Annotated in this window: 24 protein-coding genes and 1 tRNA gene; 15 read left to right on the top strand and 10 right to left on the bottom strand. The window is 51.0% G+C overall.

Annotated features, from left to right (window positions below; genetic code table 11):
- Window positions 1-13 precede the first annotated feature (13 nt).
- Entirely contained in the window at window positions 14-457 is a 444-nt protein-coding gene (locus tag AC5JLP_RS03975) for a VOC family protein (protein WP_496066608.1), read from the bottom strand.
- 301 nt (window positions 458-758) lie between these two features.
- On the opposite strand from AC5JLP_RS03975, the gene AC5JLP_RS03970 reads away from it, so the two are divergent.
- Window positions 759-1,502 (top strand): histidine phosphatase family protein, encoded by a 744-nt coding sequence (locus tag AC5JLP_RS03970; RefSeq protein WP_496066607.1) that lies wholly within the window; start codon window positions 759-761, stop codon window positions 1,500-1,502.
- Window positions 1,503-1,788: 286 nt separating this feature from the next.
- On the top strand, window positions 1,789-2,748 hold the full coding sequence (locus AC5JLP_RS03965) for a hypothetical protein (protein WP_496066606.1): 960 nt from the start codon (window positions 1,789-1,791) through the stop codon (window positions 2,746-2,748).
- A 27-nt stretch (window positions 2,749-2,775) separates the two neighbouring features.
- On the opposite strand, the gene AC5JLP_RS03960 is transcribed toward AC5JLP_RS03965, so the two are convergent.
- Window positions 2,776-4,500, bottom strand: coding sequence for an ATP-binding protein (locus AC5JLP_RS03960; RefSeq protein ID WP_496066605.1), 1,725 nt, complete (start codon window positions 4,498-4,500; stop codon window positions 2,776-2,778).
- A 417-nt stretch (window positions 4,501-4,917) separates the two neighbouring features.
- Between AC5JLP_RS03960 and AC5JLP_RS03955 the strand changes: the two genes are divergently transcribed.
- The gene (locus AC5JLP_RS03955) at window positions 4,918-7,122 is read left to right on the top strand and encodes a GAF domain-containing sensor histidine kinase (RefSeq protein ID WP_496066604.1); all 2,205 of its coding nucleotides are present in this window, start codon (window positions 4,918-4,920) and stop codon (window positions 7,120-7,122) included.
- Window positions 7,123-7,320: 198 nt separating this feature from the next.
- Window positions 7,321-8,997 (top strand): ABC1 kinase family protein, encoded by a 1,677-nt coding sequence (locus AC5JLP_RS03950; RefSeq protein WP_496066603.1) that lies wholly within the window; start codon window positions 7,321-7,323, stop codon window positions 8,995-8,997.
- A gap of 617 nt (window positions 8,998-9,614) precedes the next feature.
- On the opposite strand, the gene AC5JLP_RS03945 is transcribed toward AC5JLP_RS03950, so the two are convergent.
- Entirely contained in the window at window positions 9,615-10,571 is a 957-nt protein-coding gene (locus tag AC5JLP_RS03945; protein WP_496066602.1) for an amidohydrolase family protein, read from the bottom strand.
- Between the two features lie 156 nt (window positions 10,572-10,727).
- Window positions 10,728-11,831: an FAD-dependent oxidoreductase gene (locus AC5JLP_RS03940; RefSeq protein ID WP_496066601.1), complete on the bottom strand. Its 1,104-nt coding sequence runs from the start codon at window positions 11,829-11,831 to the stop codon at window positions 10,728-10,730.
- A 198-nt stretch (window positions 11,832-12,029) separates the two neighbouring features.
- Between AC5JLP_RS03940 and AC5JLP_RS03935 the strand changes: the two genes are divergently transcribed.
- The 8 genes from AC5JLP_RS03935 (at window position 12,030) to AC5JLP_RS03900 (ending at window position 18,940) form a co-directional block, all read left to right on the top strand.
- The gene (locus AC5JLP_RS03935) at window positions 12,030-12,923 is read left to right on the top strand and encodes a LysR family transcriptional regulator (RefSeq protein ID WP_496066600.1); all 894 of its coding nucleotides are present in this window, start codon (window positions 12,030-12,032) and stop codon (window positions 12,921-12,923) included.
- A 361-nt stretch (window positions 12,924-13,284) separates the two neighbouring features.
- Window positions 13,285-13,584, top strand: coding sequence for a hypothetical protein (locus AC5JLP_RS03930; protein ID WP_496066599.1), 300 nt, complete (start codon window positions 13,285-13,287; stop codon window positions 13,582-13,584).
- Between the two features lie 13 nt (window positions 13,585-13,597).
- Complete coding sequence (locus AC5JLP_RS03925; RefSeq protein WP_496066598.1) at window positions 13,598-15,775, top strand: hypothetical protein; 2,178 nt, start codon at window positions 13,598-13,600, stop codon at window positions 15,773-15,775.
- A gap of 109 nt (window positions 15,776-15,884) precedes the next feature.
- On the top strand, window positions 15,885-16,388 hold the full coding sequence (locus AC5JLP_RS03920; RefSeq protein WP_496066597.1) for a hypothetical protein: 504 nt from the start codon (window positions 15,885-15,887) through the stop codon (window positions 16,386-16,388).
- 57 nt (window positions 16,389-16,445) lie between these two features.
- Entirely contained in the window at window positions 16,446-16,871 is a 426-nt protein-coding gene (locus tag AC5JLP_RS03915; protein WP_496066596.1) for a hypothetical protein, read from the top strand.
- 30 nt (window positions 16,872-16,901) lie between these two features.
- Entirely contained in the window at window positions 16,902-17,510 is a 609-nt protein-coding gene (locus AC5JLP_RS03910; protein WP_496066595.1) for a hypothetical protein, read from the top strand.
- Window positions 17,511-17,513: 3 nt separating this feature from the next.
- Window positions 17,514-18,494, top strand: a complete 981-nt coding sequence (locus AC5JLP_RS03905; RefSeq protein ID WP_496066594.1) for a discoidin domain-containing protein — start codon at window positions 17,514-17,516, stop codon at window positions 18,492-18,494.
- Window positions 18,495-18,517: 23 nt separating this feature from the next.
- A complete protein-coding gene (locus AC5JLP_RS03900) occupies window positions 18,518-18,940 on the top strand; it encodes a hypothetical protein (protein WP_496066593.1) in 423 nt (140 codons plus the stop codon).
- 10 nt (window positions 18,941-18,950) lie between these two features.
- Here AC5JLP_RS03900 and AC5JLP_RS03895 read toward each other — a convergent pair whose 3' ends face one another.
- The 4 genes from AC5JLP_RS03895 to AC5JLP_RS03880 form a co-directional block, all read right to left on the bottom strand.
- On the bottom strand, window positions 18,951-19,406 hold the full coding sequence (locus tag AC5JLP_RS03895) for a hypothetical protein (RefSeq protein ID WP_496066592.1): 456 nt from the start codon (window positions 19,404-19,406) through the stop codon (window positions 18,951-18,953).
- 149 nt (window positions 19,407-19,555) lie between these two features.
- Window positions 19,556-19,993: a hypothetical protein gene (locus AC5JLP_RS03890; RefSeq protein ID WP_496066591.1), complete on the bottom strand. Its 438-nt coding sequence runs from the start codon at window positions 19,991-19,993 to the stop codon at window positions 19,556-19,558.
- Window positions 19,993-20,304, bottom strand: a complete 312-nt coding sequence (locus tag AC5JLP_RS03885) for a hypothetical protein (RefSeq protein ID WP_496066590.1) — start codon at window positions 20,302-20,304, stop codon at window positions 19,993-19,995. The genes AC5JLP_RS03890 and AC5JLP_RS03885 overlap by 1 nt, the downstream gene beginning before the upstream one ends.
- Before the next feature lie 100 nt (window positions 20,305-20,404).
- Window positions 20,405-20,686 (bottom strand): helix-turn-helix transcriptional regulator, encoded by a 282-nt coding sequence (locus AC5JLP_RS03880; protein ID WP_496066589.1) that lies wholly within the window; start codon window positions 20,684-20,686, stop codon window positions 20,405-20,407.
- 31 nt (window positions 20,687-20,717) lie between these two features.
- Between AC5JLP_RS03880 and AC5JLP_RS03875 the strand changes: the two genes are divergently transcribed.
- From AC5JLP_RS03875 to AC5JLP_RS03865, 3 genes are all read left to right on the top strand, one after another.
- Window positions 20,718-21,158, top strand: a complete 441-nt coding sequence (locus tag AC5JLP_RS03875) for a hypothetical protein (protein WP_496066588.1) — start codon at window positions 20,718-20,720, stop codon at window positions 21,156-21,158.
- Window positions 21,159-21,263: 105 nt separating this feature from the next.
- Window positions 21,264-23,024: an AAA family ATPase gene (locus tag AC5JLP_RS03870; RefSeq protein ID WP_496066587.1), complete on the top strand. Its 1,761-nt coding sequence runs from the start codon at window positions 21,264-21,266 to the stop codon at window positions 23,022-23,024.
- Window positions 23,025-23,030: 6 nt separating this feature from the next.
- Window positions 23,031-23,846, top strand: a complete 816-nt coding sequence (locus AC5JLP_RS03865) for a site-specific integrase (RefSeq protein ID WP_496066586.1) — start codon at window positions 23,031-23,033, stop codon at window positions 23,844-23,846.
- A gap of 48 nt (window positions 23,847-23,894) precedes the next feature.
- On the opposite strand, the gene AC5JLP_RS03860 is transcribed toward AC5JLP_RS03865, so the two are convergent.
- Together AC5JLP_RS03860 and AC5JLP_RS03855 are read right to left on the bottom strand one after the other, a co-directional pair.
- Window positions 23,895-23,967: transfer RNA gene (locus tag AC5JLP_RS03860), tRNA-Glu, on the bottom strand.
- A 94-nt stretch (window positions 23,968-24,061) separates the two neighbouring features.
- Window positions 24,062-24,340 carry an Npun_R1517 family heterocyst differentiation transcriptional regulator gene (locus AC5JLP_RS03855; protein WP_496066585.1) on the bottom strand — a complete coding sequence of 93 codons (279 nt, stop codon included), beginning with the start codon at window positions 24,338-24,340 and terminating at the stop codon, window positions 24,062-24,064.
- Window positions 24,341-24,836: the final 496 nt, after the last annotated feature.

Below are 24,836 nucleotides of genomic sequence, written 5' to 3'. Positions count from 1 at the left end.
TACTCCCCACTCCCTATTCCCCACTCTTCATCACCCTTAAAAACTCCAGCGGCAGCCCATCTGTATCAGCAATAAAGGTCACTTCGTAAACCCGATCGCCAATCATTTGTTGTTCGGGTTGTAGCAGCACGTTGAGCGGTTGTAGTTGATCTGGTTGGGCTTGAGCAGCTTGTGTCATGCGATCGCGCAAGTCGGTTAACCAGTGGGTTAAATCATCAGTCACACCTGTCAGGTCAAACGAGAGATGGTAATAGCCCACATAATGCTCGTCGCCAAACGCATCGGGAGCAGGCTTTGGCTCTGGAATTTGGATCAGTTCAATGCGTCCGCCCAAACCTTCCATCCAACACGCCAGGGTATATCCTGTGGTGAACCGCTCTTGTACTTGAAAGCCAAGCTGTTCATAGAAAGCGATCGCGCGAAAAATATTTGCCGTCCGAATCGAAGTGTGATGCATAATCGAAGCGTGCTGCCTGAAGGTAGGCTGAGTTTAAGATTGCAGACCTTGTAGAGGGTTTAAGGAAACGGACGCAATGAAACTGAACATGTTGGATGGGCCGACGCTGACCGCTGACCGCTGAAAGCTTTGAGAAAGCATCCGTTTCATTAAGGTCTTTTACTGATTAGAGTCTTCTATCTAGTGCGTTTCGAGAACGTTTCGGCACCTCTACTTAGTTTAGAGTCTTTAACCTTCGCCTAATCAACAGGCGAGCGTCTTCAGCCCACAATTAACCCCATTCGTTTCATAGGATCGGTTCATGCATCGAGTCATGAAGCTGCTATTTATTCGCCACGCTCAGTCAACAGGCAACAAAGAAAAGCGAATGCAGGGACATGGTGAGTATGCGCTTTCCAACGAAGGCAAGCAGCAAGCCGAAAAGCTGGCACGGAGTTTGTTGGCAGAAGCATGGCATCCTTCCCATGTGTACAGCAGCCCTCTGAGAAGAACCGCACAGACGACCCAGATCTTGCTTGACCACTTTCAAACGGCACCCCTCCCAGCAGCCGTCAGCGACTTAATCGATAGCGCTGAAGCGGTGCTTGAGACTCCTGAAAGCGAACCCAAAAGCGTTACAGTCGCTTATGCTGACGAACTCAAAGAGTTTCAAAATGGCATTTTTCAGGGGCTAACCTGGGCTGAGGCGGTCAGGCGCTATCCGGATCTCTGCCGCCAGTTAGAAGCCTCACCAGACTGGATTCAAATCCCTGGTGCCGAAACACCGCAAGCTGCCAGACAACGATCGCACCTCTTTATTCAGTCGCTCTTTGAGCGTCATCAGAACGGGGATCAGATTTGGATTGTGACCCATAGCTGGATCTTGCAGCATTTGATCGCTGAACTTATGGGATGCGATCGCTCATGGCGACTAAGAGCAAATAACACCGCACTCTTTGAGTTTTGGGTTGACCAATCTCGGTGGCATCGCTCGGATCAAAACCGCTTTAATACAGATCTTTGGCAAGTGCGCCGCTTCAACGATTGCCGCCATCTAAAAGCGTAGTGGTCATGCTAACAGACACGTCACATTGATTGGAGATAACCGTTAGGCAAAGACTAAGTAGATTCTTGCTAGATAATGATCCCCACGCGCGATCGCCTCTTTGTTAAAAGGGCAAAACGGCTTGTTCTCATTAAGTTTCTTATCAAAAAAGAGGCTCTTCAGCAAACAATTTGAGATGACGCTTGTCGGTCGTTTCGTTCTCCTTTTACAAAATTGGAGTATCTTGAATCAAGGGTTGTCATAGCATCCTCCTTAATGTTTCGTTGTCAATTTATTGCGTTCAATTATGACAAGCACAGTGAACGATATCGTTAAACAAGCTACCCAGGGCAGCGTTGCGGCTATTATTCAAGTCCTCAACGAAAAGCTTGCTGACTCCGGTGTTCGAACACGTGCTATTTTTGCCGATGGTGTACTGCAAATCCTGTGCGAAGCAGCTACAGCAGAACAATTGGAGCCGTCAGAATTGATTGGACAAATCCGGCAAACGCTAGAGGCGATCGCGCCCCGGAATATTCGCCGTGTCAATATTAACAGCCGTATTGTGCGCGAGCAGCAGTTGCTCTGGTTAGACGAAATTAATCGTGATCCCGAAAGCCAGCTTCTCTGGTCGCAAGAAATCACGCTAAATAAACCGAATCTTCTGCGGCACATGCTCAACGAGTGGAACCAGCATGCTGCGCTACAGAAGCCGAATCTACCCACACGCACTGCGGTGCAGCTACGTGAACGCCATCAATTTTGGCGTGGGCTTGTGGGTGGTGCGAGTGCCAGTCTTTTGCTGCTCTTAGGGGGATGGGCGCTGTATAGCTGGTTAGGTGCACCCAAACGTCAGGCACTGACACCTTCACCCGTAAACAGTCCATCCTCAAGCCCAGAACCTGCGCCGATTCAAAGTCTGCCCACGCCAGCCAGCCCTGTCAGTAAGCAAGATGACTTTGCGATCGCAGTGAGACTGGCACAACAAGCATCTCAGGAAGGGCTGACAGCACAGTCACAGGCCCAGTGGTTGGAACTTGCTGCCCGTTGGCAACGAGCCTCAGACTTGATGGCGGGTGTGCCTGCTGAAGACGATCGCTATAAAACCGCTCAAGATCGGGTGCTTGCTTACCATAAAAACAAAGAATTGGCGTTGGAAAAGGCAAACCAGCAGCAAACTGCAAATCAGCCAACAGCCTCAGAGTCGTCTCCTACAGAGACAGCCCCGGACATACTACCTATTGACACGGCAACCCCCAACCCATAAGCAATCGCCTCGACAAGCGCCTGCCAACTATTCAATGCTCACTCCGCGTACCGTTTGCGATCGCCCACGACCTGCCACTGGAGCCTGCTGAATCTGTCGATCGCGGACATGATGTGCCTGAAAATGCTGTTGCCACATTTCTGGTGCATTCAGCGTTTCGCCACCATGCTTCGTTAAGCGTTGTCGCACCTTACACAGCACAGGCGTATTTACACAGGCTCCCGCCACAATAATTTGCCCCTTGGTTAAAGCAGGCAGTTCTTTCAGCAAATCGCGTCCCGCCGCCTCTACACCGTATTTCAGACTTTCTTGATCAACCGGATTGACGATTCGCATGATGAACTGGCTCATGCATTGAGACAGCACATCTGAGTCAATCTTGCCGGGACGCTGAGTGATTAAACCCATCCCTAAACCAAACTTGCGTCCTTCACTCAAAATCGTTCGCAGCACAGCCTTACAGCGCGATGGCTCATGCGCAGGGGCAAAGCGGTGCGCCTCTTCCACAATGATAAAAACAGGGTAGGGTAGGTAGTGTTCATCCTCCGGCTTAATCAGTTCCCGTTGCGTATTCATCCGCGCCTGGTTGGACTGCCGCAACACCGCCGCGCAGATCACCTGCTGTTCTTCCTGGCTAATTTCATTCATTTGCAGAACGGTGACTTGCCCTGGCTCAAACAAATCTCGCGGTGCAACAGTATGTTCAAAGGTATGAAAATACTGCGATCGCTCCAGCCGCTCTAGCTTCCACTCCAATGCTGGGGCCGAGGAGCCTGATTTCTCGTTGCCTTCTTCATCCACCTGCATATCGGCTTCGCGCACGGCGGCAATCAAGTCCTGAATGCCCCACCGATGCTCACCTTGCTTATGACGTTGCAGCAAGCGATAGGCTTTATTGAGAATCGACTGCTGGCGATCGCTCATCTCTGGCAGCAGCGTCAGAATGTCGTAGTAATCCAGCGAAGATACCCGAATCCGAATATCCTCTGGTGTAAGGATTTTTACTCTGGGCGCATAGCCATCGCTGGCTTGGAAAGCTGGATGGCCTCGCATATCCGCCAACGTGTGATATTCTCCATGCGGATCAAAAATTAGTACAGCGGCCCGGTTCTGCGGCGATAGCAATTCCTCAATCAACACCCCGGCTGTGTACGACTTGCCCGATCCGGTGCCCGCCAGGATCGCCATGTGCGTACTGACCAGTTCTTTCACATCTAGCGCTACAGGTACATTTGTCTCCCGTAGCAGCAGTGATCCAATGTGTGCCGAACCAATCTCACCGGGCTGTTTCTTGTTCAGCACGCGACGCAGCATGGCATCGTCTGCCAGGTAAACCTTTGCACCAGGATTTGGAGTTCGTCGCGGGTTCATAAACCCCAGATTCAGATCAAAGTAACCAACGACATCCACCGTAATTTCATAAATTTCTGGGTTGTTATACGTGAAACCAACGATCGCTGCGATCGCCTCTGGGCTGATTTCTGTGTCTGCAAAAATACGGTCGGGCAGGTGGTCAATCAGACATCGCGCCGAAATCTTTCCTAAGATTTGTAGCGCCGCTAAGCTCGCTTGATCGTCTGCAACCTCATAAAAAACGAACTCCCCGATCTTGACCGAGCGATTATCTGCCGTAATAAAAACATACTGATTACCCGTCTCACCCGGCCCTTTAACCGTACCAATGACGCGCGGCGACGACAACACAGCCTCTACACCCGTAGTATCCACTAGAAGCGAGTTCTTAATGTTCATTTACTATCATGCAGACCGAGCTAGTACAGTGTATTTTCCCCCGGTTATAGCATCCCTGGTGGCCCACGATCGCCCAATCGCAAAGCGCCTGCCCACTCATTCACCTCCCAATGCTAGAAAAGTAGAGGGCGCAACATCATAGAGAATGCAAGCTGTAGCGATCCCATTTAAATTGTAAAACGTGTCCTGGAACTTAGGGTAGGTGTAAAAGTATCGGCAAGTGCAGAAACCAGGAATTCACGGATACCGTAAACAAGCGGCTCGTTTAGGCTAGAGCCACTTAAGCCATGAAACGAGCGATCGTCATCATGGTATCCACCACGCTTGAGAACAGCTAGCAACACGTTGATTAATCGGTAACCACTGCTAGAGACTGAGCCAATGTGGGAATCCTAACGTTATAAAAGTGGTTGAAGCATGAATCTAGCAGATAACAGCGGGGCAATAACTGATAACGCATACACCACAGAAAGCTGTGCGGCAGGTAGCGATGTCACTCTTTGCAGCGAAATGCTGTCAACTGTCACCACACGACCATCCTCCTCTCACCTTAGAGTCGTGTTGCCTGAAGAAGCCCGTCGTTCACCCCTGCAGCAGCACGCTGCGAGCCTCACAAGTTTGTGGCAGCATATGCTACACAGCGCCTCAACTCAGTCTGACTACAGCCAGCTACTCGCTGATCTTGCGGCTTGCCTCGGCAAAGCCTGCAATGTTGATGGCTGCGTGATCATACTTCCCAACTCCACCAACACTACAGCTCAGATCGTTTGCTGGTTAGCGGATGCCCAGCCACGGTTCATGCAGTCGTTGCAGGTTCCTTCTGGGCTGCTCGAAGGGTGGCAGTTTGAAGGGTGGCAGTCAGGCTCAGTACCCATCCAGATTGAAAATGTTGAGACTGCGCCATCGCAGTCCACGACCGCATCAGGTGCGAGTAAGTTTCTCGAAATCTGGCAGACAATTCACTCGTTGTGGGCATCATCCCAGGCGATGTCAGTGCTAGCGGCTGCAACACAATTTCAAGGCAGCGCGAATGGAGTAATCAGTTTTATGCGATCGCGCCCTTGTAACTGGACTCAATCAGAAATCGCAGGCATTCAGACAGTGTCTCATCAGGTAGCCAGCACTGTCGAGCAACTTCGGCTTCAGCAACAGCTTAGCAAGCAGGTGCAGTATCAAAGCGTTGTCAACCAACTCACGCTGGCTATTCACAACGCATCTGATCTCAATGTAGTTCTCAAGCATGCGACGGACGACACGGCAACAGTCTTGCAGGTAAAACGCGGAATGCTTTTGCGCCTAAAGCACTGGGATTCTCTGTTTCGGAATCGCGTACCCACCCGTCTCCCCAAAATTAGGGTAAATATTGCGTGCGAATGGCTTAGTGATGCGTCTAGTCCATACCCAGAACCTTCTGGATCAGTTCAAGCTGAGTTGATCGATACGGGTGGCAGCAGTCAATCGTTTTGGCTCTCAGAATGCACACTTTGCCAACAGGCTTTTTTGCACCCTGATGAACTGATTCTACTGGCTGGCACACAGCAAGATCAGCCGCTTCTTGGCGTTGGTGCTCCAGATCGTCTGGGTAGTGGTATTGCACCCACATTTACACTGGAGTCTTTACCAACCCTTCTCTTGGCCCCCCTCGAAAGCCAGGGCACGGTTTTGGGATTTCTGGTGTTTCAGCAAGATCAACCCCGCGTCTGGCAACCAGAAGAGCTAGAACTGGTGCAATTAGTTAGCGCTCAAGTCAGCACAGCCATTATTCAAACTGAGACGCTTCGTCAGGTACAGTCGCTTGTTGAAAAGCGCACGGCAGAGCTTCGTGAGAGCCTCTCTGTTCAGGCAAAGCTTTACGATCGCACACGCTATCAGCTCGATCAGCTACGTCATCTCAACCAGGCGAAGGACGAATTTTTGAGCACGGTGAGCCACGAACTGCGCACCCCCCTCACCAGTATGACGATGGCAATCCGCATGTTGCGCCAGGTGGGGTTAGATAATGAGCGCAGTACATGCTATTTAGATATTCTGGAGCAGCAGTGCGCACAAGAAACTAGCCTCGTTAATGACCTGTTAGGGCTTCAGGAACTGGAATCAAATCAGGTTGCCATGAATCTGCAAGAAATTGATCTAAAAGCGTTAATGCAAGATCTGATCAGGCTCTTTCAGCAAAAGTGGTCTGCAAAAGGGTTGACCTTGAAAACAAAGCTGCCGAAGCGATCGCTCCGCCTGTTAAGTGATCGGGATAGCCTGCACCGCATTCTGTTTGAACTCCTTACCAATGCAGGTAAGTATTCCGACCCAAACGGTTGCGTTCAGCTCAACGTCGCTGAAAAAAAGGAGCCGTCAGGCAACCAGATTGTTGTGACCCTGAACAACACTGGACAGGGTATTACGCCTGATGACTTGCCGCTGATTTTTGAAAAATTTAAACGCAGTCAGGGTGCTACTCAAAACGCTGTTCAAGGGACAGGCTTAGGTTTAGCGCTTGTAAAATCGTTAGTGCAGCACTTAAACGGTGATATTACCGCCTCCAGCTGGACGACTGACGATGCCCACACCTACGAAACATGCTTTACACTGACCCTGCCGCAACTCTTTATTCGCACCGAATTGCCCTAACGAAGTAGCCCGCATCGTTTCAGCAGCCGTTAAGCAAGGCAGTAAGCTTAGAACCGCAATGAACCATTGTGATTGCCTCGTGCCCGATGGAGTAAGAGAGTTGCCGACTTCAACCCTTCTTTAGCACGTCTAGCGTCCATCCAGTTCACCCTTTCATCCTCACAGAACGGTTAGGCTAAATGGAATATAGTCAATAGTATGCTCAAGTCTGCCGCGCCTAAATCACTCCGTTGGCAACGTGCTAAGCAATCGCTGCTAGCACGGCAGACAGACATTTTCTTGTCGGCAGCACGATTGTTGGGCTATTTGTGGTGGGATGACACGATCGCCCGACGGTTTCCTCAACATCGCAATCGTCGTGCGCAGTGGCTAGTCGGCACACTGCTTGATTTGGGCCCGACATTCATTAAGATTGGGCAGGCACTTTCAACACGAGGCGACTTGTTACCGCCAGAATACATTCAAGCGCTCTGCCAACTTCAAGATCGAGTGCCTCCGTTTGGTGCAGATGACGCGATCGCCATTATTGAATCTGAGCTAGGTAGCCCACTTTACACGCTCTATCAAGCATTTGACCGTGTACCAATCGCGGCAGCTAGCCTGGGGCAAGTACACAAAGCACGGCTGTATACGGGCGAGGAAGTCGTCATTAAAGTGCAGCGCCCAGGGCTAGACACCCTATTTGATCTGGATTTTAGAGTGCTGCGGCGGTTGCTCCGGTTCTGTAAACGCTATCTGCCTGGGGCAAAAGAGTACGACCTGGATGCTATTTACGAAGAGTTTGCGCAGGTGCTTTACCAGGAAATTGACTACGTGCAAGAAGCGATTAATGCCGATCGCTTCCGTCACAATTTCCGCGACCATACCCGCATTGTTGCTCCTAAGGTGTATCCCAAATACACCACTAAAAAAGTCTTGACGATGGACTATGTGCCGGGCATTAAGATTAACGATCGTCAAAGCCTGGAGGCGATCGGCATCAACGTCAAAGAAGTTAACCAGTTGGGTATTTGCTCGTATTTAAAGCAGCTACTACAGGATGGCTTTTTTCAGGCCGATCCTCATCCTGGCAACATGGCGGTCAGCCCCGATGGCTGCCTCATCTTCTATGATTTCGGCATGATGGCAGAAGTGAAATCCATCGACAAAGACCAGATGGTGCGTACCTTTTTCGCCGTTTTGCGGAAAGACACCGACCAGGTCATCCATACTTTGACGACAATGGGGTTAATTGAACCCGTTTCAGATATGACCCCGATTCGTCGTGTAATGGGGTTTGTGCTAGAACGGTTCACCGAAAAACCGATCGCGCTGCAAGAATTTAGCCAGGTACGGCAGGAGGTCTCGGCTCTCTTTGCACAGCAACCCTTTCGCTTACCAGCCAAGATGACGTTTATCCTCAAGGCACTCACAACACTGGATGGAGTTGCCCGCGATCTCGACCCTCAGTACAGCCTGATGGAGTCTGCCAAGCCTTTTGTCAAAAGCATTACGCTTGCTAAAGGGCCCAGTAATGGCATCGGTGAATTGACCCGGCAGGCACGAGAGTACATTACGTACAAGCTCCGTCAACCCAGTGCGACTGAGCGACTGATTCAGCGGTTAGAAGAGCGCGTTGAACAGGGAGAGCTAGAAATTCGTGCCCGATCGCTAGAGACCGATCAAGCAATTAGAAGCCTCAATCTTGCGCTCAAAAGCTTAATCTATGCTTGTTTGACTGGATTCTTATTACTTTCTGGGGCAGTCTTACTGGTAGGAGCGTACAAAATTTGGGCTTTTGTCGCGTTTGGACTGGCAGGTCTTAGCTCACTTGTCTTAATCCGGTTTCTCATTGATCTAGCCATTCGAGAACGCATCGGGCGTCTCACCAAGTAAAACGCTTTCGCTACACCATTTGAGTAGTATGCCGAACGGTTTGCGCGTTAGCCATGACAACCAAGGGGTAGTTAGCTTGCACAGGATGGAGCCTAGAGACGATTTAAACTCAGCCTAGTAGATTGTCAGCTTTAAGTTAACAGGTCAGTCAGTGCTTGTGCCTAACGACTCGTTGATACATCCACTCCCTATCTGTCAGTTTGATTTTGACAGTTCATTACTCTGTGCTGAAAGGCGCTGAGACTGGTTCATTACTGCTATTTCACCAATTTTAAAGAGTCTTTTTAACCTTCAACAGCCACTAACGGCAAGACAGATCTACTGAAATAAAAGTTTAATTTAAGCTAAAAATCTGCCGCAGCATGGCACCACAGCAGACTTTAAAATTGATATACCCCCAGGGGAATTCGAAGTTGGTCAGAGAATAAGTATTTATGCTTATGAAAATAGGGGTCTATGCCCCTCTGACACGAGGATTTTCAGACATAACGACTAAGATAAGCGGCGATAGACCACCTCGGCATCATCACCCTGATCTATCGCCCGCCCGCTTCATCAACTTGCTATGCCGCGATCGCAGCCCCAAATCAGGGTGTAAAGAGATAGGGTAAGCAGAGTCATTGTCTCTTCGAGTCGGTTGGTGAACTGGTGGTGAATTGTGGAAACAGACCCTCAGCGTTCTGACGATTAATAGCTGAACGTAGCCCAGGGTCAAGCGGGTAAGCATCCAGCCCATTGGTGAAGTGATTGACCGCTTCTACAGGCGCGAACGGCCAGTCGCTACCAAAAAGAATGTGACTGGAATCAGCGAACGCCAGCAGGCTGGGCAATGCGGTCGGGCTACCAGACAGAGCGGTGTCGAAGTAAAACTGACGGAGATTGTTCAGTCCAGTTTCGTAGGTGCCATCGGTGGAACAAATGAGTGCCATCCGATGGGCAGCGTAAGGGATAAAGCCGCCAGCATGGGACAGAATCACTTTCAGATTGGGGTGGCGGGTCATTGACCCAGAGGTGATCAAATTAATCGCCGCGCGAGTGGTATCGAGCAAGAAGTCAGCGGCGAAGGGTGGTACACCAGGCAAACTGGCTCCCGGTAAATCCGACGGATGGACAAAGACGATCGCATGACGACGGTTCAGCTCCTCCATGAGTGGGTCAAAAGCCTTCTCGCCCAGGTAGTGACCGTGAGTATTGGCGAGCAGAATCACCCCAGCAGCCTGCAATTTGTCTAAAGCGTAGACTGCTTCGGCTATAGCGCCATCAACATCCGGTAAGGGCAGGGTCGCAAAGAAGCTAAAGCGATCAGGGCGATCGATCGCAACTTGAGCCGCAAACTCGTTCACTTCACGCGCCATGTCCCGTGCTTCAGCCCCACTTCCCAGGCTCACACCCGGCGTGGACACGGAGACAATGCCAGTGGCAATGCCATGCTTATCCATGAGGTCGATCGTTTCTTGTAAATCCCATTGGGGAATGGGTATGCTGCCAAAACTAAATCCTTTCGCGTTCACCCAGTCTCTATAAGCAGGTGGAACGATATGTTGGTGTACATCAATCCGGTTAGCACTAGACATTGTTTCTCCGTTACGTGACATCTGCAAACTGTTGTCAATAGGACTTATGCAAAAGCGGTCATCTTTCGCCCCCAAACCTCCAGGATTAGGGGTTTAATTGGCTTGATTCCCCCCAAAATTGGGGGCTAGGGGGCAAATGCGTAAGTCCTAGTCAAATTACTTACCTACAGGCAGCGGCTTGATTGCGGGCGAGGATCGTGAGGCGAGCTGCATTTTTTTGGTAAGTGGTGCCCGTTCCTCGTGGTAGCGGCGCAGTGCGTCGGGAATGTTTGTCATGCCGTCCCCGCTCAATGCCCGCGCCAACGCACCAGCATCCTGAATTGCCTGGTTCGCCCCCTGACCTGCGCGAGGAGCCATCGGGTGCGCCGCGTCGCCTAGCAGGGTGATGTGTGCGGTACTCCAGATCGCAATGGGTTCGCGTTCGTAGACCGGGTTTGCCCGCACTGGAACGGTTCCAGCTTCGATTAGCTTAATCATGTCAGGATCAAAGCCCTGGAAGTAATCAAGGAGTTCTGAGGTTGGCACCTCGCTCGTCCACAAATCCTGCGGTGGGGTGTCCCGTACCATAATGGTGTCCATCGCCACCTCGTTCCCCCCGCGCAGCGGCAGCAACAGCATCTGCCGGGAGTCTTTTTCCCAGGAGTACAACCGATCGTTTGGCATATCTTCAGGCATCGCGGCACTGGGCGCAAGTCCCCGCAGGACGACCAGCTTTGAGAAGATTAGCGCGTCGTTATCAATAGACTTGCGAACCACGGACTTGATGCCGTCGGCTCCAATCACGACCTTAGCGCGCACCTGCCGCCCGTCGGCAAACCGGACGACACCGCGATCGCCGTCTTCAAATGCCTCAACGCTTGTCATGCCGAGATGAACACACTGCTGATCGACACCCGACAGCAACAGAGCGTGGACATCGGCGCGATGCACAGAGTAGGCATTGCCTTCGCCAGTTAGGTCAGCAGCGATCGTCCCAATCGGGGTGCCTTCGCTGTCGCGCACATCGATTCCCTGGAGTTGTACCGCCTCAGCATAGAAGCGATCGGCGACACCCCATTGCTCGAACAATCGCACGCTGGGTTCACGGATGACGACCGCTCCGCCAATGGCTTGAAGGGCTTTGGTGCGTTCATAGACATGGGCAGTGATGCCAACCTGCCGCAGGGCAACGGCAGCCGCCAGTCCGCCGATACCCGCTCCGACGATCGCCACATCCACTTCGAGCGGCACGCTGATTTCCGTAATGTTGGATTCAGACATAATTCGATCTCCCGTTGAGTGCTACATTTCGACTAAAATCTCGGAGGTTTAAGCCACTCTGTTGAGTCACGCTGCTTGAGCCTGGTTAAAACCTCCGAGGGTTGCGTCAGTCCTGATTCCATTAGACTCATTGCCAATCAATTGATCAACGGGCAAAATATTGATGTATCATTTCCTTTTAGTTGATGATGAGCCGCGATGGATACCCTCGTGAGTATGCGCGTCTTTCGCTGGGTTGTGGAGCTAGAGAGCTTTGTGGCGGCGGCAGACCGGATGGAGATGTCGGCGGCAATGGTGAGTAAACACGTCATGCATTTGGAGCGACATTTGGGCGGACGCTTGCTGAATCGCACCAGTCGGCATCTGAGTTTGACAGAAAGCGGCACCATCTACTTTGAGCAATGCTGTGAAATGCTCGATCGCCTCAATGAAGTCGAAGCCACAGTCAGCCGAGCCGCCGTGGTTCCTAACGGTGTCCTGAAAATGAGCGCCCCAGACTGGTTTGCGAACCGGATTTTTACCCAGGCGATCGCCGACTATCGCACCCAATTTCCCGAAGTCACCCTGGAGATTGACCTGAGTGGGCGGATAGTGAATCTGGTCGAGGAAGGCTTTGATCTGGCGTTGCGAGCAACGCATCGGGAACCCAGTCGCACTCTGATTTATCGGGCGATAGCTCCCATTCAACTACGCATCGTTGCGGCACCGGCTTACCTGCACAGAGCGGGAAAGCCCACCCAGCCCGAAGCGTTAGCGCAACACGCCATGATGACCTACTCGGTGATGCCAGAGAGTAAAGTGCCTCTGATCGGCTCGACGGGAAAAATTAGCGCAAAGTTCAGCTCCGTGCCTGTGCTGCGAACGAATAACGTCAATTTGATCCACGAAGCGACAGTGAACGGCATGGGGATTAGTTTATTACCCACCTGGCTGATTGACAATGATCTTGCAACTGGAGCTTTAGAGGAAGTGCTGCCGGAGTATCACTTGCCCCCTAGCACCTTGTATGCGGTCTATCCCAGCCGCAAGTATCTCTCGTCGAAGGTGCGAACGTTTGTCGAGTTTATGATTGATCGCTTCACAATAAACTAATGTCTTCACTAGTTATTCTAAAATTGCTATCGCCAAATTGCTCTATTGAGAACCGTGAAAAGAGCATTTTCAAACTGCTGTCAATACAACTAAACGAAGCGGTATAACTATTAATAGATGGAAACTTTCCGCCTAAGATCCCAAATTGGATGGATAGGCAGAAACTTTCCGCCTATCTCTCCTAGCTTACTGGACTAGAACTGGCATAAATCACCGTTCAGTTATAGTCTGCAACCCCGATGCTCTCGTTTCTGTTAGCTCCTACGCATAGGCTGAAAAGCCGATTCTTGCGTTGTACTTCTGCGGGATGCAGCAGAGAACCCACCAAAGGGCACACTGAGGCTAGTTTTGAGGAAAATTCATGTCTGCATACCCGACTAAACCCTCGCAGGTTGCCACGTTAGAGCAGGAATTGGTGAGGCTCATTCTTGCCTATCAAGATTGCAACCCTAGAACCGCCATGCTTGAGGATCTGAACAATAATCAACTCTCCGCACAGTGGCAAATTAAGCAAACACCCGCAGGAGACACGATTTTTGTAGGCAGATGCACGATCGTTTTAGACCGAACGAACCTGACTGACACGTCCTCTAAGCCGTGGATTAAAGCGCTAGAAACACCGGGCGGCGCTGTGGTTCCCTCTGGCTACCTCTCAAACTAAGGGGAAGCAATTAATGGTTACTGCTGCCTATCAAACTGGCACTGTTCCCGGTGTGGGCTTCTCTGCTCCGGCTGGTCTATCGGGTGGCCCTGCCCCTGTGAATGCGATCGCACCGTTCAGCCGATCGGGTGGCAACCCCTCCACGGCTCCCACACCGAACTTCACCCCGGCAAACAATGCCGTCCCCTTCACCCGTTCCGGCTCTGTACCAAGTGCGAGTCCATCGCCTGCTAACAATGTCGTGCCCTTTAGCCGTCCTAGCGGCTCTAGCACGTCAGGGCCAACCCCGGCAAACAACATCGCCCCTTTCAGCCGTGCCTCTCCCCCCTCGCCTGGCCCCGCAGCCAGCAACCCCTCATTAGGTGGCTCAATTCCCAATAATGGGCGGTTGCCGTCATCTGGTCGTGGACTGTCACCGCTTGGAGCAGTACCCCTTAACATCGACATCAACCGGGCATCACAGAAAACCGCCCAAGAGATAGCCAACCAGACCGCCGCGAATGACCGGGAATTTGGCAGGGGCTACAACGGCGATTTTGTCGATCGCTATGACCCTACCAACCTGCAATTCGGGCAGGATGCACGCGCGTTTGAGCGGATGGGGTACAACAACTACGGCGATGTTTGGCAGGATGCGTTTAACAACCTGAAAGACGCAGGGCAAAACGCTTTAAGGAATATCGGGAACTGGTTCAACCCGAATCGCTATCGCCCTCCAAAAGTGGGCAACCCAACCTCAAACCCAGGGACACCGATGGGTAAAGCAGGGGTGCTTTATCACGTTACTGGCAGCTACCAAAATAAGCAGGGGCAAACAATTCCCGCTATCGATGCCACAGTGCTTGCTCCATTCAGCATTACTGAGCGAGCAGGGCAAGGGGATGTAAAACTGTTTTTTCTCAAGGATGCCAATGGTGAGAGGGGCTTTCTTGACATTGGGAAAGACAATATTCAAGGCTCTCCCAAAATCGATAATGCAACCCGGCTGGATGGGATTCAGGACTTAGAGCCGAATCGCACCAGCGAACCGGGAACCATCCCCGCCTACGATCCATCCTCTGCCCCTTCGCTCGCGCCACTGACGCAGGCACCACCCACTACCGCGCCACAGCCACTATCACCAGGAACCCCTACCCCATACCCGTTTCCTGACTATCCGGGACTCCCTAGACGGATGGGTGATCCAACTCCAACGCAAAACCCGGCTACCAGTCCAGCTAACTCCCCTGCCCCTGCTCCTACCAGTACACCCGGTCAACAGCCATCTTCCCCCGGTGGTTCGTTGCAGGCTCCTAGCCTCAATCCTGTCACCCCTACCACGCTCGATCCAGTTACCAAGCAATTCCCCAATCCTTCCCCACAACCAAACACGCTCAAACCACCCACACCACCCAACTGCAAAGATCCGTGTGTCCAAAAACTGAATGATAAGCAGGATGAACAAAAGCCCGTAACCATTAAGGTGAAGGTGTTTAAGGCGTGCAAAACAGACGATAGCGGCGCTGGCACTGGCAGCGCTGCCAGCGCTGCCAGCTCGTCATCCAGCGCTGCCAGCTCGTCATCCAGCAGTGGCAGCACTGGCAGCACACCATCTACTGATACCAGCCTCCCAGGTAATGCTATTTACGAGGAGAAAAGCATTCAAGTACCAAAAGCTGAAGCGGATAGCTATAAGCTTCTGTACGCTCGATTAGCTCGATTAGAGGCCGCACAATGTAACAAACCAACGGACGCGATCGCATCTGTTCCCGAATGGTGGCAACTTCGGGCAGAGGCACAAAGACCACAGTTTGTAGTGATTTTTGCTGAGGTTTTAGGCACTGGGAAGCTAACAGATTCCCGGTGGTCTTTAACTATCCCTCACTACAATCGACCGAAAGGTTTCAAGCCTCGTATTCCTGACTACAACAAAGGCAATTTCGAGGGTATTTTGACCCTCACTGATAACTCAAAGATTATTGTGAACGCTAGCTCTGAAATGGAATGCAAACGAGTCATTAATGCGTTGAAAATTCTCGTAGATGCAAAATATCGCACTCAGAACGGCAAAGCAATTAAGGCCAAAGTAGGGGAAAGGCTGAACTCAGACTTCAAGAAGTGCAAAGTCACACCGACCAGGGGAGATTTTTACAGCACTGGAGCCAGAAACATGCAGCCGACCTTTTCGGTTAATTTCCGGGCTAAGAAGTAGCCTTCGGGCTTAAGGCCGAAGGTATTCGGGTTGAATGCAAAGTTAGGCGCTGTGGGATGTGTGGGCAATTTAGGGTTACTACTCTCATCTCCCTTGAAGAGCCTCAACCATGTCGTCTATTACCACCACCGGATCAAGCCTGAAATCGACTCATCTCCCTTCTGCGTTGCTCGAAACCGCTTTACTACTGGATGCAGCAGAGAAGGGGCGTAACGGTGCAAATCCTGGCATTGCACCCAAGAACAACATCACCATCACTTTCAATGCGGATGATGGCACCTGTGCAATTGCGGCTGCTATTCCCGTTGATGTGACGGTGGGGTCAGGTGGGGCGTTGACCTACGCCGCTAAGGACTATCTAGGTTCTAGCTATACGACCTTCACGGCTGGCGGCGATGTGACGGCAAGCAATGTGATTGCAGCCTTCGTCCAGGTCGCTCAAATCTTGAGTGCAGCAGAGAAGGCCATCAGCCCCATTGAAGACCAGCCCAATAACATCACGGTTGATTCTTCCAGCGAAACTCAAACCATCACGATCGCTGCGAATCTGCCTGTCGTTAGTTCCATCAACAGCAGCGGTAACGTGCTTTTCAGCGCTACTGATTATCTCTAACTCCCTGAGTGCTTGAGTGTTCAATTTAACGACGACAACTTAGGAGTTTAGAGAGCAATGGCTAACAAAAAGTACGCGGCAAAAGGGCCACGGAAGTACGTTGATTGGGGTACGGTTAAACGCAAAGTAAACGGCAAATCGACATCGGTTAAAGTCTACTCGCGTGTGATTTCAAGCGTTTCAACAGCGCTAGGAATCACAGTCATAGAACCTGCCAAGCTTCCCGGTGCCACAGTCAAAACCAAGAAAAACAAGGCTCAATATCTGGGAGGGCCTTCAATCACAAAATCAGGGTCTAAATACCTGCTTTGTTCCACTGGTGAAACTAGAAAGAACAAATCAGGCACCTACACGGTATTCCATCGTGTTCCCGTTCCCCCTGAAATTTCAGCGGCGAAGGCTGTAGCCGTGTTGAAAAAGTCAAAAGTGAAGCTGATTAAGTTTCCGAATGGGACAGAATACGCAATTGGCACGGGCAAATAATTAAGTTTCAATCGCTCAGAGCGGGGGGATATGGCGCAACTGCTCCTAAAAACAACACTGGATTTTTCTAGTGTTCGAGCAAGGGATATCCCCCTTTTCTTTTTGCCTACAGCGTTAATTATCGGGATTGAAGATGGGAACGTAGCTGAGATTTTAGATGCTGCCTACCTCATTCAATACCCCTTTGTTAATAGCTTTGGCTTTGTTAAAGGGGATTACTTTCGGCTCTCTAGCGGTTTCAATTTGATTCGGTTTGATGTCAGGTTGCAATCTAAATTCCGCTTGTTGCCACTGCGAAAGCAATCACAAATCACTCTTTCTATTTGGGATGTTGCTATGCCCTTCTCATCCGATCCAAACGCACAGAGTTCTACAAGTGGCACTACAACCACGTTTGCAGCCTCGATTACATCGGCTGCCATACTTCCTGCAAACCCAAACCGGAAAGGGTTGCTTGTCGTGAACAATGCAGCCGCCGCCATTTTGTATATCGGTTACGGTGCCACAGTGACCCCTACAACCTTTGCAGTTAAAGTTAGCCCTGGTCAGTCATGGGAGAGTCAACAGGACTACGACGGACCGCTTTCAGGGGTGTGGAGTGCTGCTCTAGGAAGCGCACAAGTGACGGAGTACGTTTAAGCAATGAGTTGGTTGTTTGTTTTTCGCAAAATCTATCAGCTCAATGCTAAGACCGACCCTATACGCTTGCCCATCTTGTTTCAGCCATATCACCGACTGATTGTGCAGGCACGTCCGGTCGCAGGTGTGGGTGAGGCTGAACCGTCATTGGGCACGTTAACCCAAATGCTATCGATTGACGGCTTTGGAGATGTGCATGGTGAGATGGTCACGCTTCCCGCTGGCTACTTGCTCTTTGTGCCCTCATCCGAGATTGAGTACAGGCTGCTGCTACAGCCAACGGGCCGTGAATACTCATTTGAGCTGGCAATCTGGGCAGATAGTGAAGCCCTGGCGGTAGGCACTTCTGCCCCAACTCCCACCGTTGACCTGTCACCAGTGGAGACAGCGATCGCTGCACTTTCGGAGAATCAGCAAACGATTCTCACGGAGTTGGTAGCACTGTCTAACGGCCTCACAGCCCTCTTGCTGAGTGATAGTCAGATCGTCACGTCGATTAATCAGCTTACTACTGCTATCCAGTCGCAGCAGCAACCAACCCCAACCCCGGCCCCAAACCCTAGCGCGTCAGGGGTTGCTTACACGGCTTCTCAATCGTCACTGAGAAGCGGCAATACGTTCTTTAAGGCCACGTATGCCAACCTGACAGATGGCGATCAAACATCCGGGGGAGTTACAGACGGCACCTATGGCGCGTGGATTATGGCTACCTTCCCCTACAAAGTGAAGGTGACTCAAATCGCTCTCAGCGGTGGCACTCTGGACGGTTACGGGGATTCTTCCGGTTCGCAGAATGGCGCGACGCTGCAAGGCTCGGTGGATGGGTCAACCTGGGCAAATCTAGCAACGGTTTCGGGCATCCCTAACTACACTGCTTCAGGGGCAAAAATCGTTAATTTCGCGCTCAATAGTCCGGTTGATGTCACTGCTATCAGGGTGTTTAAGGATGGTGAGATAGCCATGCCTCGCTTTGAGTTCCAATAATTCCTGAATCACAGTGCAAACCTATGCCGATAGATGCCAGCTTCATAACTGCGGTGGGTGGATTGGCTTCTGGGGCTTTCGCTGCCTACTGGACAGTGAAAACCTACTATCAGAAGCGACAGGACGAGCAACGCGACAGGCAGAGACAGGAACTAGCCCAGGCTCAGGCAGAGATCGAGCGTCAAAAGGCTAAACGGCAGTCAGAGCTTGATCGCTATGCTGAAGGAAAAACGAAGGCATACGCGGCTGAGAGGGACTTTCAACACTTGATGAGGCAATACGACGCACTCAACATTAACCTCACCACGTTGCACGAATTTCAAGAGAAACGGGTGCAAGACATTGAGGACGACCTACGCACCATCAAAGGACTGCTGCAAGCCCTATTGATTGCTTCTGGTCAAACGGAAACGGGCATTATGCGCTATTTGAAGCGTGAAGAGTAGTTGAGTGGGCCTAGCGTCGATCGCGCTCCAAGTCAAAAATGACCTTTTCCCAAACCCATTGCTCGGTTTGCATTGGATTGACTTGCCGAGTGTGTTCAAGTAAGCGCTTCGCTGTTTCCATCTCACCGTTGACTAGCGTGAAAAGTTGGCTCTGCACCTTGCTGGAAACGGGCTGCGTTGGTTTGGCTTTAGCCACTGTAGAGGTTTTATGCAGGCGTTGTTTTAGCTGTTGCTCTGCTTGGCTCCAATTCACTTGTGAACTAGTTGTTTGAGGTGGTTGAGCAGTTGGCAAGCGGCGTTTGCGATAATACTCAGCCTGTTGTTGCTCTAACTCTGAAATTACTTTCTGTAAGTACCACAGTGCAATGTTTCCAGGGTGTTTGGCTTGTGCCGTTTCGATGAGGTGGTTGGCTTTTTTCTTATCTCCCTTGCACAGTTGCACAATCCGATTAAGTAAAGCATCCATTTGGGGAATCCTGAAGGTAATTGCAACAAAGTCCCTTTTCAACTGAAGAGGGACTTTTATTAAGATTCCCTGCAACAAAAAAACCCTACCGGAGTAGGGTTAAAGTGTTTGCAAAGAAGCTTTGACTAGAGGATAAAAATCGTCAAACGCTAATCTTTGTACTCGTCCGGTCGTTTGTCTTTGGGATAGTTGCGACGGGAATCAGAGGAGCCTCTATCAGTCTCTTCAGCCCTTGTGTAACACCCGTCTTCATCCCACGATCCACGCTTCCCATAGTCTCTAACAGCTTCATTCCCTACTCTTTCCTCATCATCGGTATAGATGACTCTACGGCCTCCCCTACCATCATTCGATGATAACTTCCACCACGATTGAAAGTAGTTCGTGATGCCTTCCAGCGGGATATGGACGATGCCACCACTGACGAGTAGCCCGCGCATGATGCCGCTACCGTCAAAGGTCTCTTCCAGGATGACCCCGTTCCCAGCATCGATAGGCTTGAGAACAGCCGTATGCTGTTTGCCTGCAACGGTGTACTCATAGATGTGGACGAGGGTAAGCTGCAAGTCTTTAAGGTTCCACTTCATTAGTTGGCCCCCCATGACTCTGCGCTTGCTGCATATCCATCAGCGCTATACGCACCATACGCAGCCTCACCAACAGTTGCAGTTGCAGCACTATCAGCTTGAGAACTGGCCTGTCGATAGTTGGTGCCATAGCCATGCAGGTCACGGTAGACAGAAGCACCAGCCTGCTCTGCGGCGCGGTTGAGGTCTCCCCAGCGGTAGACGCAGTTGCCTTCACTGAGGGCAGGAGGAGGGGACGTGATTAAACCGGGCAATTGTGCCCCTAAAATGGCGGCGATCGTGGCGATCACCAAGCGTTGAAAAACTGACATAGTTTAAATGCTCCTAGTTTGGGTAGATCGAACTGGGGGAAGTCGTCTCGGTGTTGTGTGTCACCACTACATCGAGGCGCACTGCTTTAGTTGTCAGTTGTCAGTGATTAGTCACCTCCTCTTTTTCTTCTCTTAGCAACTCCTCTCTGGTAGGAAGCTCGAACCCAATCATTTGAATGGTTTCGTCTATGGATTTTCCAGCAAGGACAGCAATTCTGAGAACGATGTCTAACTTTTCAGGTAAACGTCCTTCGTTCTCGTAGCGCTGCCACATTCTAGGAGCTACACCCACAGCCCTAGCCATCTGTTGCCTATTGAGTCCTGCCATCTCCCTTAAAGCTTTCAAGCCGGGATTCCCTCTCACTGAGTCACGTGTAGTCATAGTATCAGACATCCATGTCCGGCGGACACCGATGTCTGACATAGTTGGTCAGACATCGGTGTCCGATGTGCAAATCAGCGCGGGTAAGAATTCCAGCCCTTCCCGTGCTGATTCTCCTAATCATCCATCCATCCGGGTGATTGACCAAACAGCCATCACACTCAACTCACCAGGAGGAAATTTAGGCACAAAAAAAAGGCACCCCTCTACACCAGGGATGCCATCCGTCATTGGTAAAAACTTTTGTACTAACAGGAGAATTCTAACTTGGATGAGCAAGATCACAGACCAAACAATCACCAATCTGACCTATGAAGTCTCCCAGTTAGCGGCTGACTACTTGGCTCTCGCCACCCGCTTGAATGAACTCAATCACAACTTGGTGAGTGACCGCGATGTGAAGGGAGCCAAGCAACGGCTCGACCGACTGCGATCGCTCTTCAAAGGTCTTCAGCAGCAAAAAGACGACTGAAGCCACTCAAACAGAAGGGCTGACCAACTTTGCCGAGTTAGTCAGCCCCTTTTTATGTCACGGGTTTGGAAACCCCGTTTAGTTATGCCCTTTAGGAACAAACAAATGACTACCGACCTCAGACGCAATGCCCTGAACGAATTGTTGCAGGAAATCTATGATGCCACTGTAACAGGCACACCAGAGCTAGAGCTACCCCAAATCGCCCGTTGGTCTGGCGTGCCCCTGGAAACGCTCGAAGACATTGGTAAACGGCTGGTCGAGAAGAAACTGAACCATGACATTGATGCTGATCAGTTCAACGAGATGCTCAGTCGCTACCGCAAAATCGACCAGATCGAAGACGCAGGACTGCGGGCCTGGAAGCTGCAAGGGTTAGCTCGTCGCTACAAACGCCCTGTGCAACATCTCACTGAAGCCTACAGCAAAGCACTAGTGAATCAGTGTGCCGTCAAACCACTGACACCGAAAGAGTTTCGGGCACTGCATGAGGCCGAAGTGGACTGGCTGGTCAAAGGTTGGATACCCACTGGCACCATGCTCTTACTGCACGCCGACGGTGGCGTTGGTAAAACCCTGTTCAGCTACGAATTGATGGAATGCGTCCTCACTGGCAAACCCTGGAACGGCTACCCCGTGAAGCAGGGCAAAGTCTTACTCGTCCAAACGGATGAACCCACCCTCGTTACCCATGAACGGATTGACATTCGCGGCATTGACGACGAGGCCCCGTTATCTCTCCTCACCGATTGGCAAATTGAGGCGATGGCCCGCCTGGAGACCTTCGTGAAAGAGACCCGCCCGGAGTTACTCATCGTGGACTCCCTCACCAGCATCAACCGTTCGTGTGTGTTCAGCGAGAACGATACCGAATATGCCCGTCCGCTGTTGGAGTTAGCGCGCCTGGGCAACACCTACGGCTGCACGGTCATCATTATTCACCACAGCAACGCTGAGGGTAACAGTCGCGGGACGAGAGCCATCTACAACTCGGTCTCGGAAGTATGGGGCCTGAGCAAGGGCGAACAACTCAACGATCGCTTGCTGCGGGTGCAAAAAACGCGGCTCGGTCGTCCGCCTGGTCGCTATCGGTTCCGCTTTGATGATGAAGACTTCACCTTTGCCTACCAAGGCGAGGACTATGGCCCTGATCACGCCGACCAAAGCGACACCGAAGCCACCAACGAAAAACGCATTCAACTCTGGCTCAACGAGGGCGATCGCCCTGGTACCCCCTTCACCGCTCAAGAAGTGTCTGAGTTTTTGGGGTTAGCCTACGACACCACACGCCGCTCACTCTATGAACTGTGGGCTAAAGGGCTAGTAAAACGCTCACGACTCCAGGGGCAGAAGCAATACACGTACTTCACCAGTGGCTTGTTAAGGGATGTAACAACTGATCAACTGATCGCTCCCTCCAAACCGAGTGATCAGTTGTGTAAGCCCGATGCCATCACGGTTTCACCCCCAACTGATCAACTGATCACTCAAAACACGGTTTTTGAAACCGAAAAAAATTTGAAAACCAAGCGATCAGTTGATCAGTACGAAGCTTTCGTTACATTTGAGGCCGTCACCACCCCTCAAATTGGTGACATCATCGTCGCTAAAGCGCATGCCAGATGGATTCGTAGCGGTTCGGATAAACTGCCTTGGCGCGAGGTTCGACCGAGTGACAAGCAAGCCGCCGAGATTCCGATCGACCTGCTCACGGCCACACTGTTCGAGGAACTCATCCAGCCGTCCAAAGTGTTGGAGCTTACTAGGGATAGTCAGAAGGTGAAAGTACGACAGCAGACGACGGGACGCACCAGTGTTTTCCCTATCAGTGATGTTTGCGTACTGAAGAAAGTTGGCAACGGCTGAGCGCTCATGCCACATAGCTGCCAGTTCTGGATCAATCGTTTTAGGGAAGACTTTCTACAGCGCGGAAGGTCGGAAACCTCATGGCTGACGGACTATCAAAAAATCTTGAAGCTCCTTCCTCCAAACGCTACCCTGACGGCCAACGTTCTGCATGAAGTTGTGGTAGGTACACCCGTGAACAGCAAAACTCGTAAACGAGCCTGCATGGTGACTGGGGCGATCGCGCGGTTCGCGGGGGTGAAATATGACCCCTCACCCTACGCTGGCAACTACTCACCAGCCGCAGTTAACCCGCGCAACATCCCTTCTGACCGGTTGATCTGTGAATGGTACGACCGACTCACCAATCCCGGTTGGAAGTGGATTTTTGCCGTCATTGCAACCTATGGCTTAAGACCACATGAAGCCTTCAGGCTTGACTTTGAGCGTTTTCGGGAACGCAACCCAATTGTGTTTGTGGAACGCAATACCAAAACAGGTAGCCGCTTGGTGTGGGCGTTCCATCCCGAATGGATTGAGCGGTTCAGCTTGTTCTCGGTGACATTGCCGCCGATCGACTTAACCCGCCCAAACGTGAAAGTGGACGAGTCAGCCAGTCACTACTTCAAGGATGTGAAGCTGCCCTTTCATCTGTACGACATGCGCCACAGTTGGGCCATTCGCACCCTCGAATACGGGTTAGACCCTAGTTTGGCAGCGAAGCAAATGGGTCACAGCCGTGAAGTGCACGACCGCATCTACCACCGCTGGGTTGAAGAATCAGTCCAACAGAGAGCTTACGAAGCACTATTACTGAAGACTGATCGACCAAAGCCGCCTTAATTCTTTCGCTGTATAATTCTGAAACCCGCTCTGAGAGCGCATTCCAAATACCCCCAGGGGAATTCGAATCCCCGTCGCCTCCGTGAAAGGGAGGTGTCCTGGGCCTCTAGACGATGGGGGCTTGCTTCTCGAACCTTCATAAGGTTAACCAATGCTGCACTATCTGTCAACCTGAAATAAACTCTCGAATTTTGTAGCGCGACTTTTTTGCTGCCTCAAGCAAGATCCTTGGAGTTTCGTAACCGAATGAGCCGCCGCCGCATTTGAGGTGATGCCTGCGTCTCAGGAAGCTCCTGTGCTTCGACCTCGATTTGAAGTGGCTCCAGATACTCGTCTGTACCACAGGTAAAGGCATCAATCAAAAGCTCCAAGAGGCGCTCGCGATCGTTCAAGGCTCCTTTTTCCTCAATGAGTCGAAACTTGAGATGGATTTCGCATTCGTAGACACCCACCTCAGGTACTGTGGGCTGCTGATACTCTAAATCGTGGTTCATGTTGAGGTGACTCTCTAGCACAGCGAAGAAAACTTAGGTTACTTAGCTAACTTTTGCCAAAGCTTTTGAATAGTTTGCCAAATCATGTTAGGTAGAAACCTTCTACTACATTGACAACCTAACATTCCCATAAATTGATTCCAATCCGCTAAATAGCTGAACCTAAAATAGCTTGATTCTAAGAACTAACATTATCTTTAACCTGGCTTCGTCAATTCTTCACAACAACAGTTTGCAAAGCTTTTCTAAATGTGCTTTATCTCATTAACTGAACCTTCTCTAAGCATGTAAGTGTGAATATTATGGCGGACTTTATAAGGTCTCGTTAAGTTGATCTAGAACGCTCAAGGCAAGGATCTTTACCTTAAAAGGAGAGCCTTTACAGGGGCGGCAGAGAGCCAGGCGATATAAAAAATCACATCAACTGTATACGTGCTAACTCCTCCTGAAGCTTTAATTACTGATTAATAGAAAAATGAGCCTTTCGAGGAAAGAG

This window comes from Stenomitos rutilans (assembly GCF_059505485.1).
The sequence above is the reverse complement of the archived record's forward strand: the minus strand, read 5'-3'. Positions and strand labels throughout refer to the sequence as shown.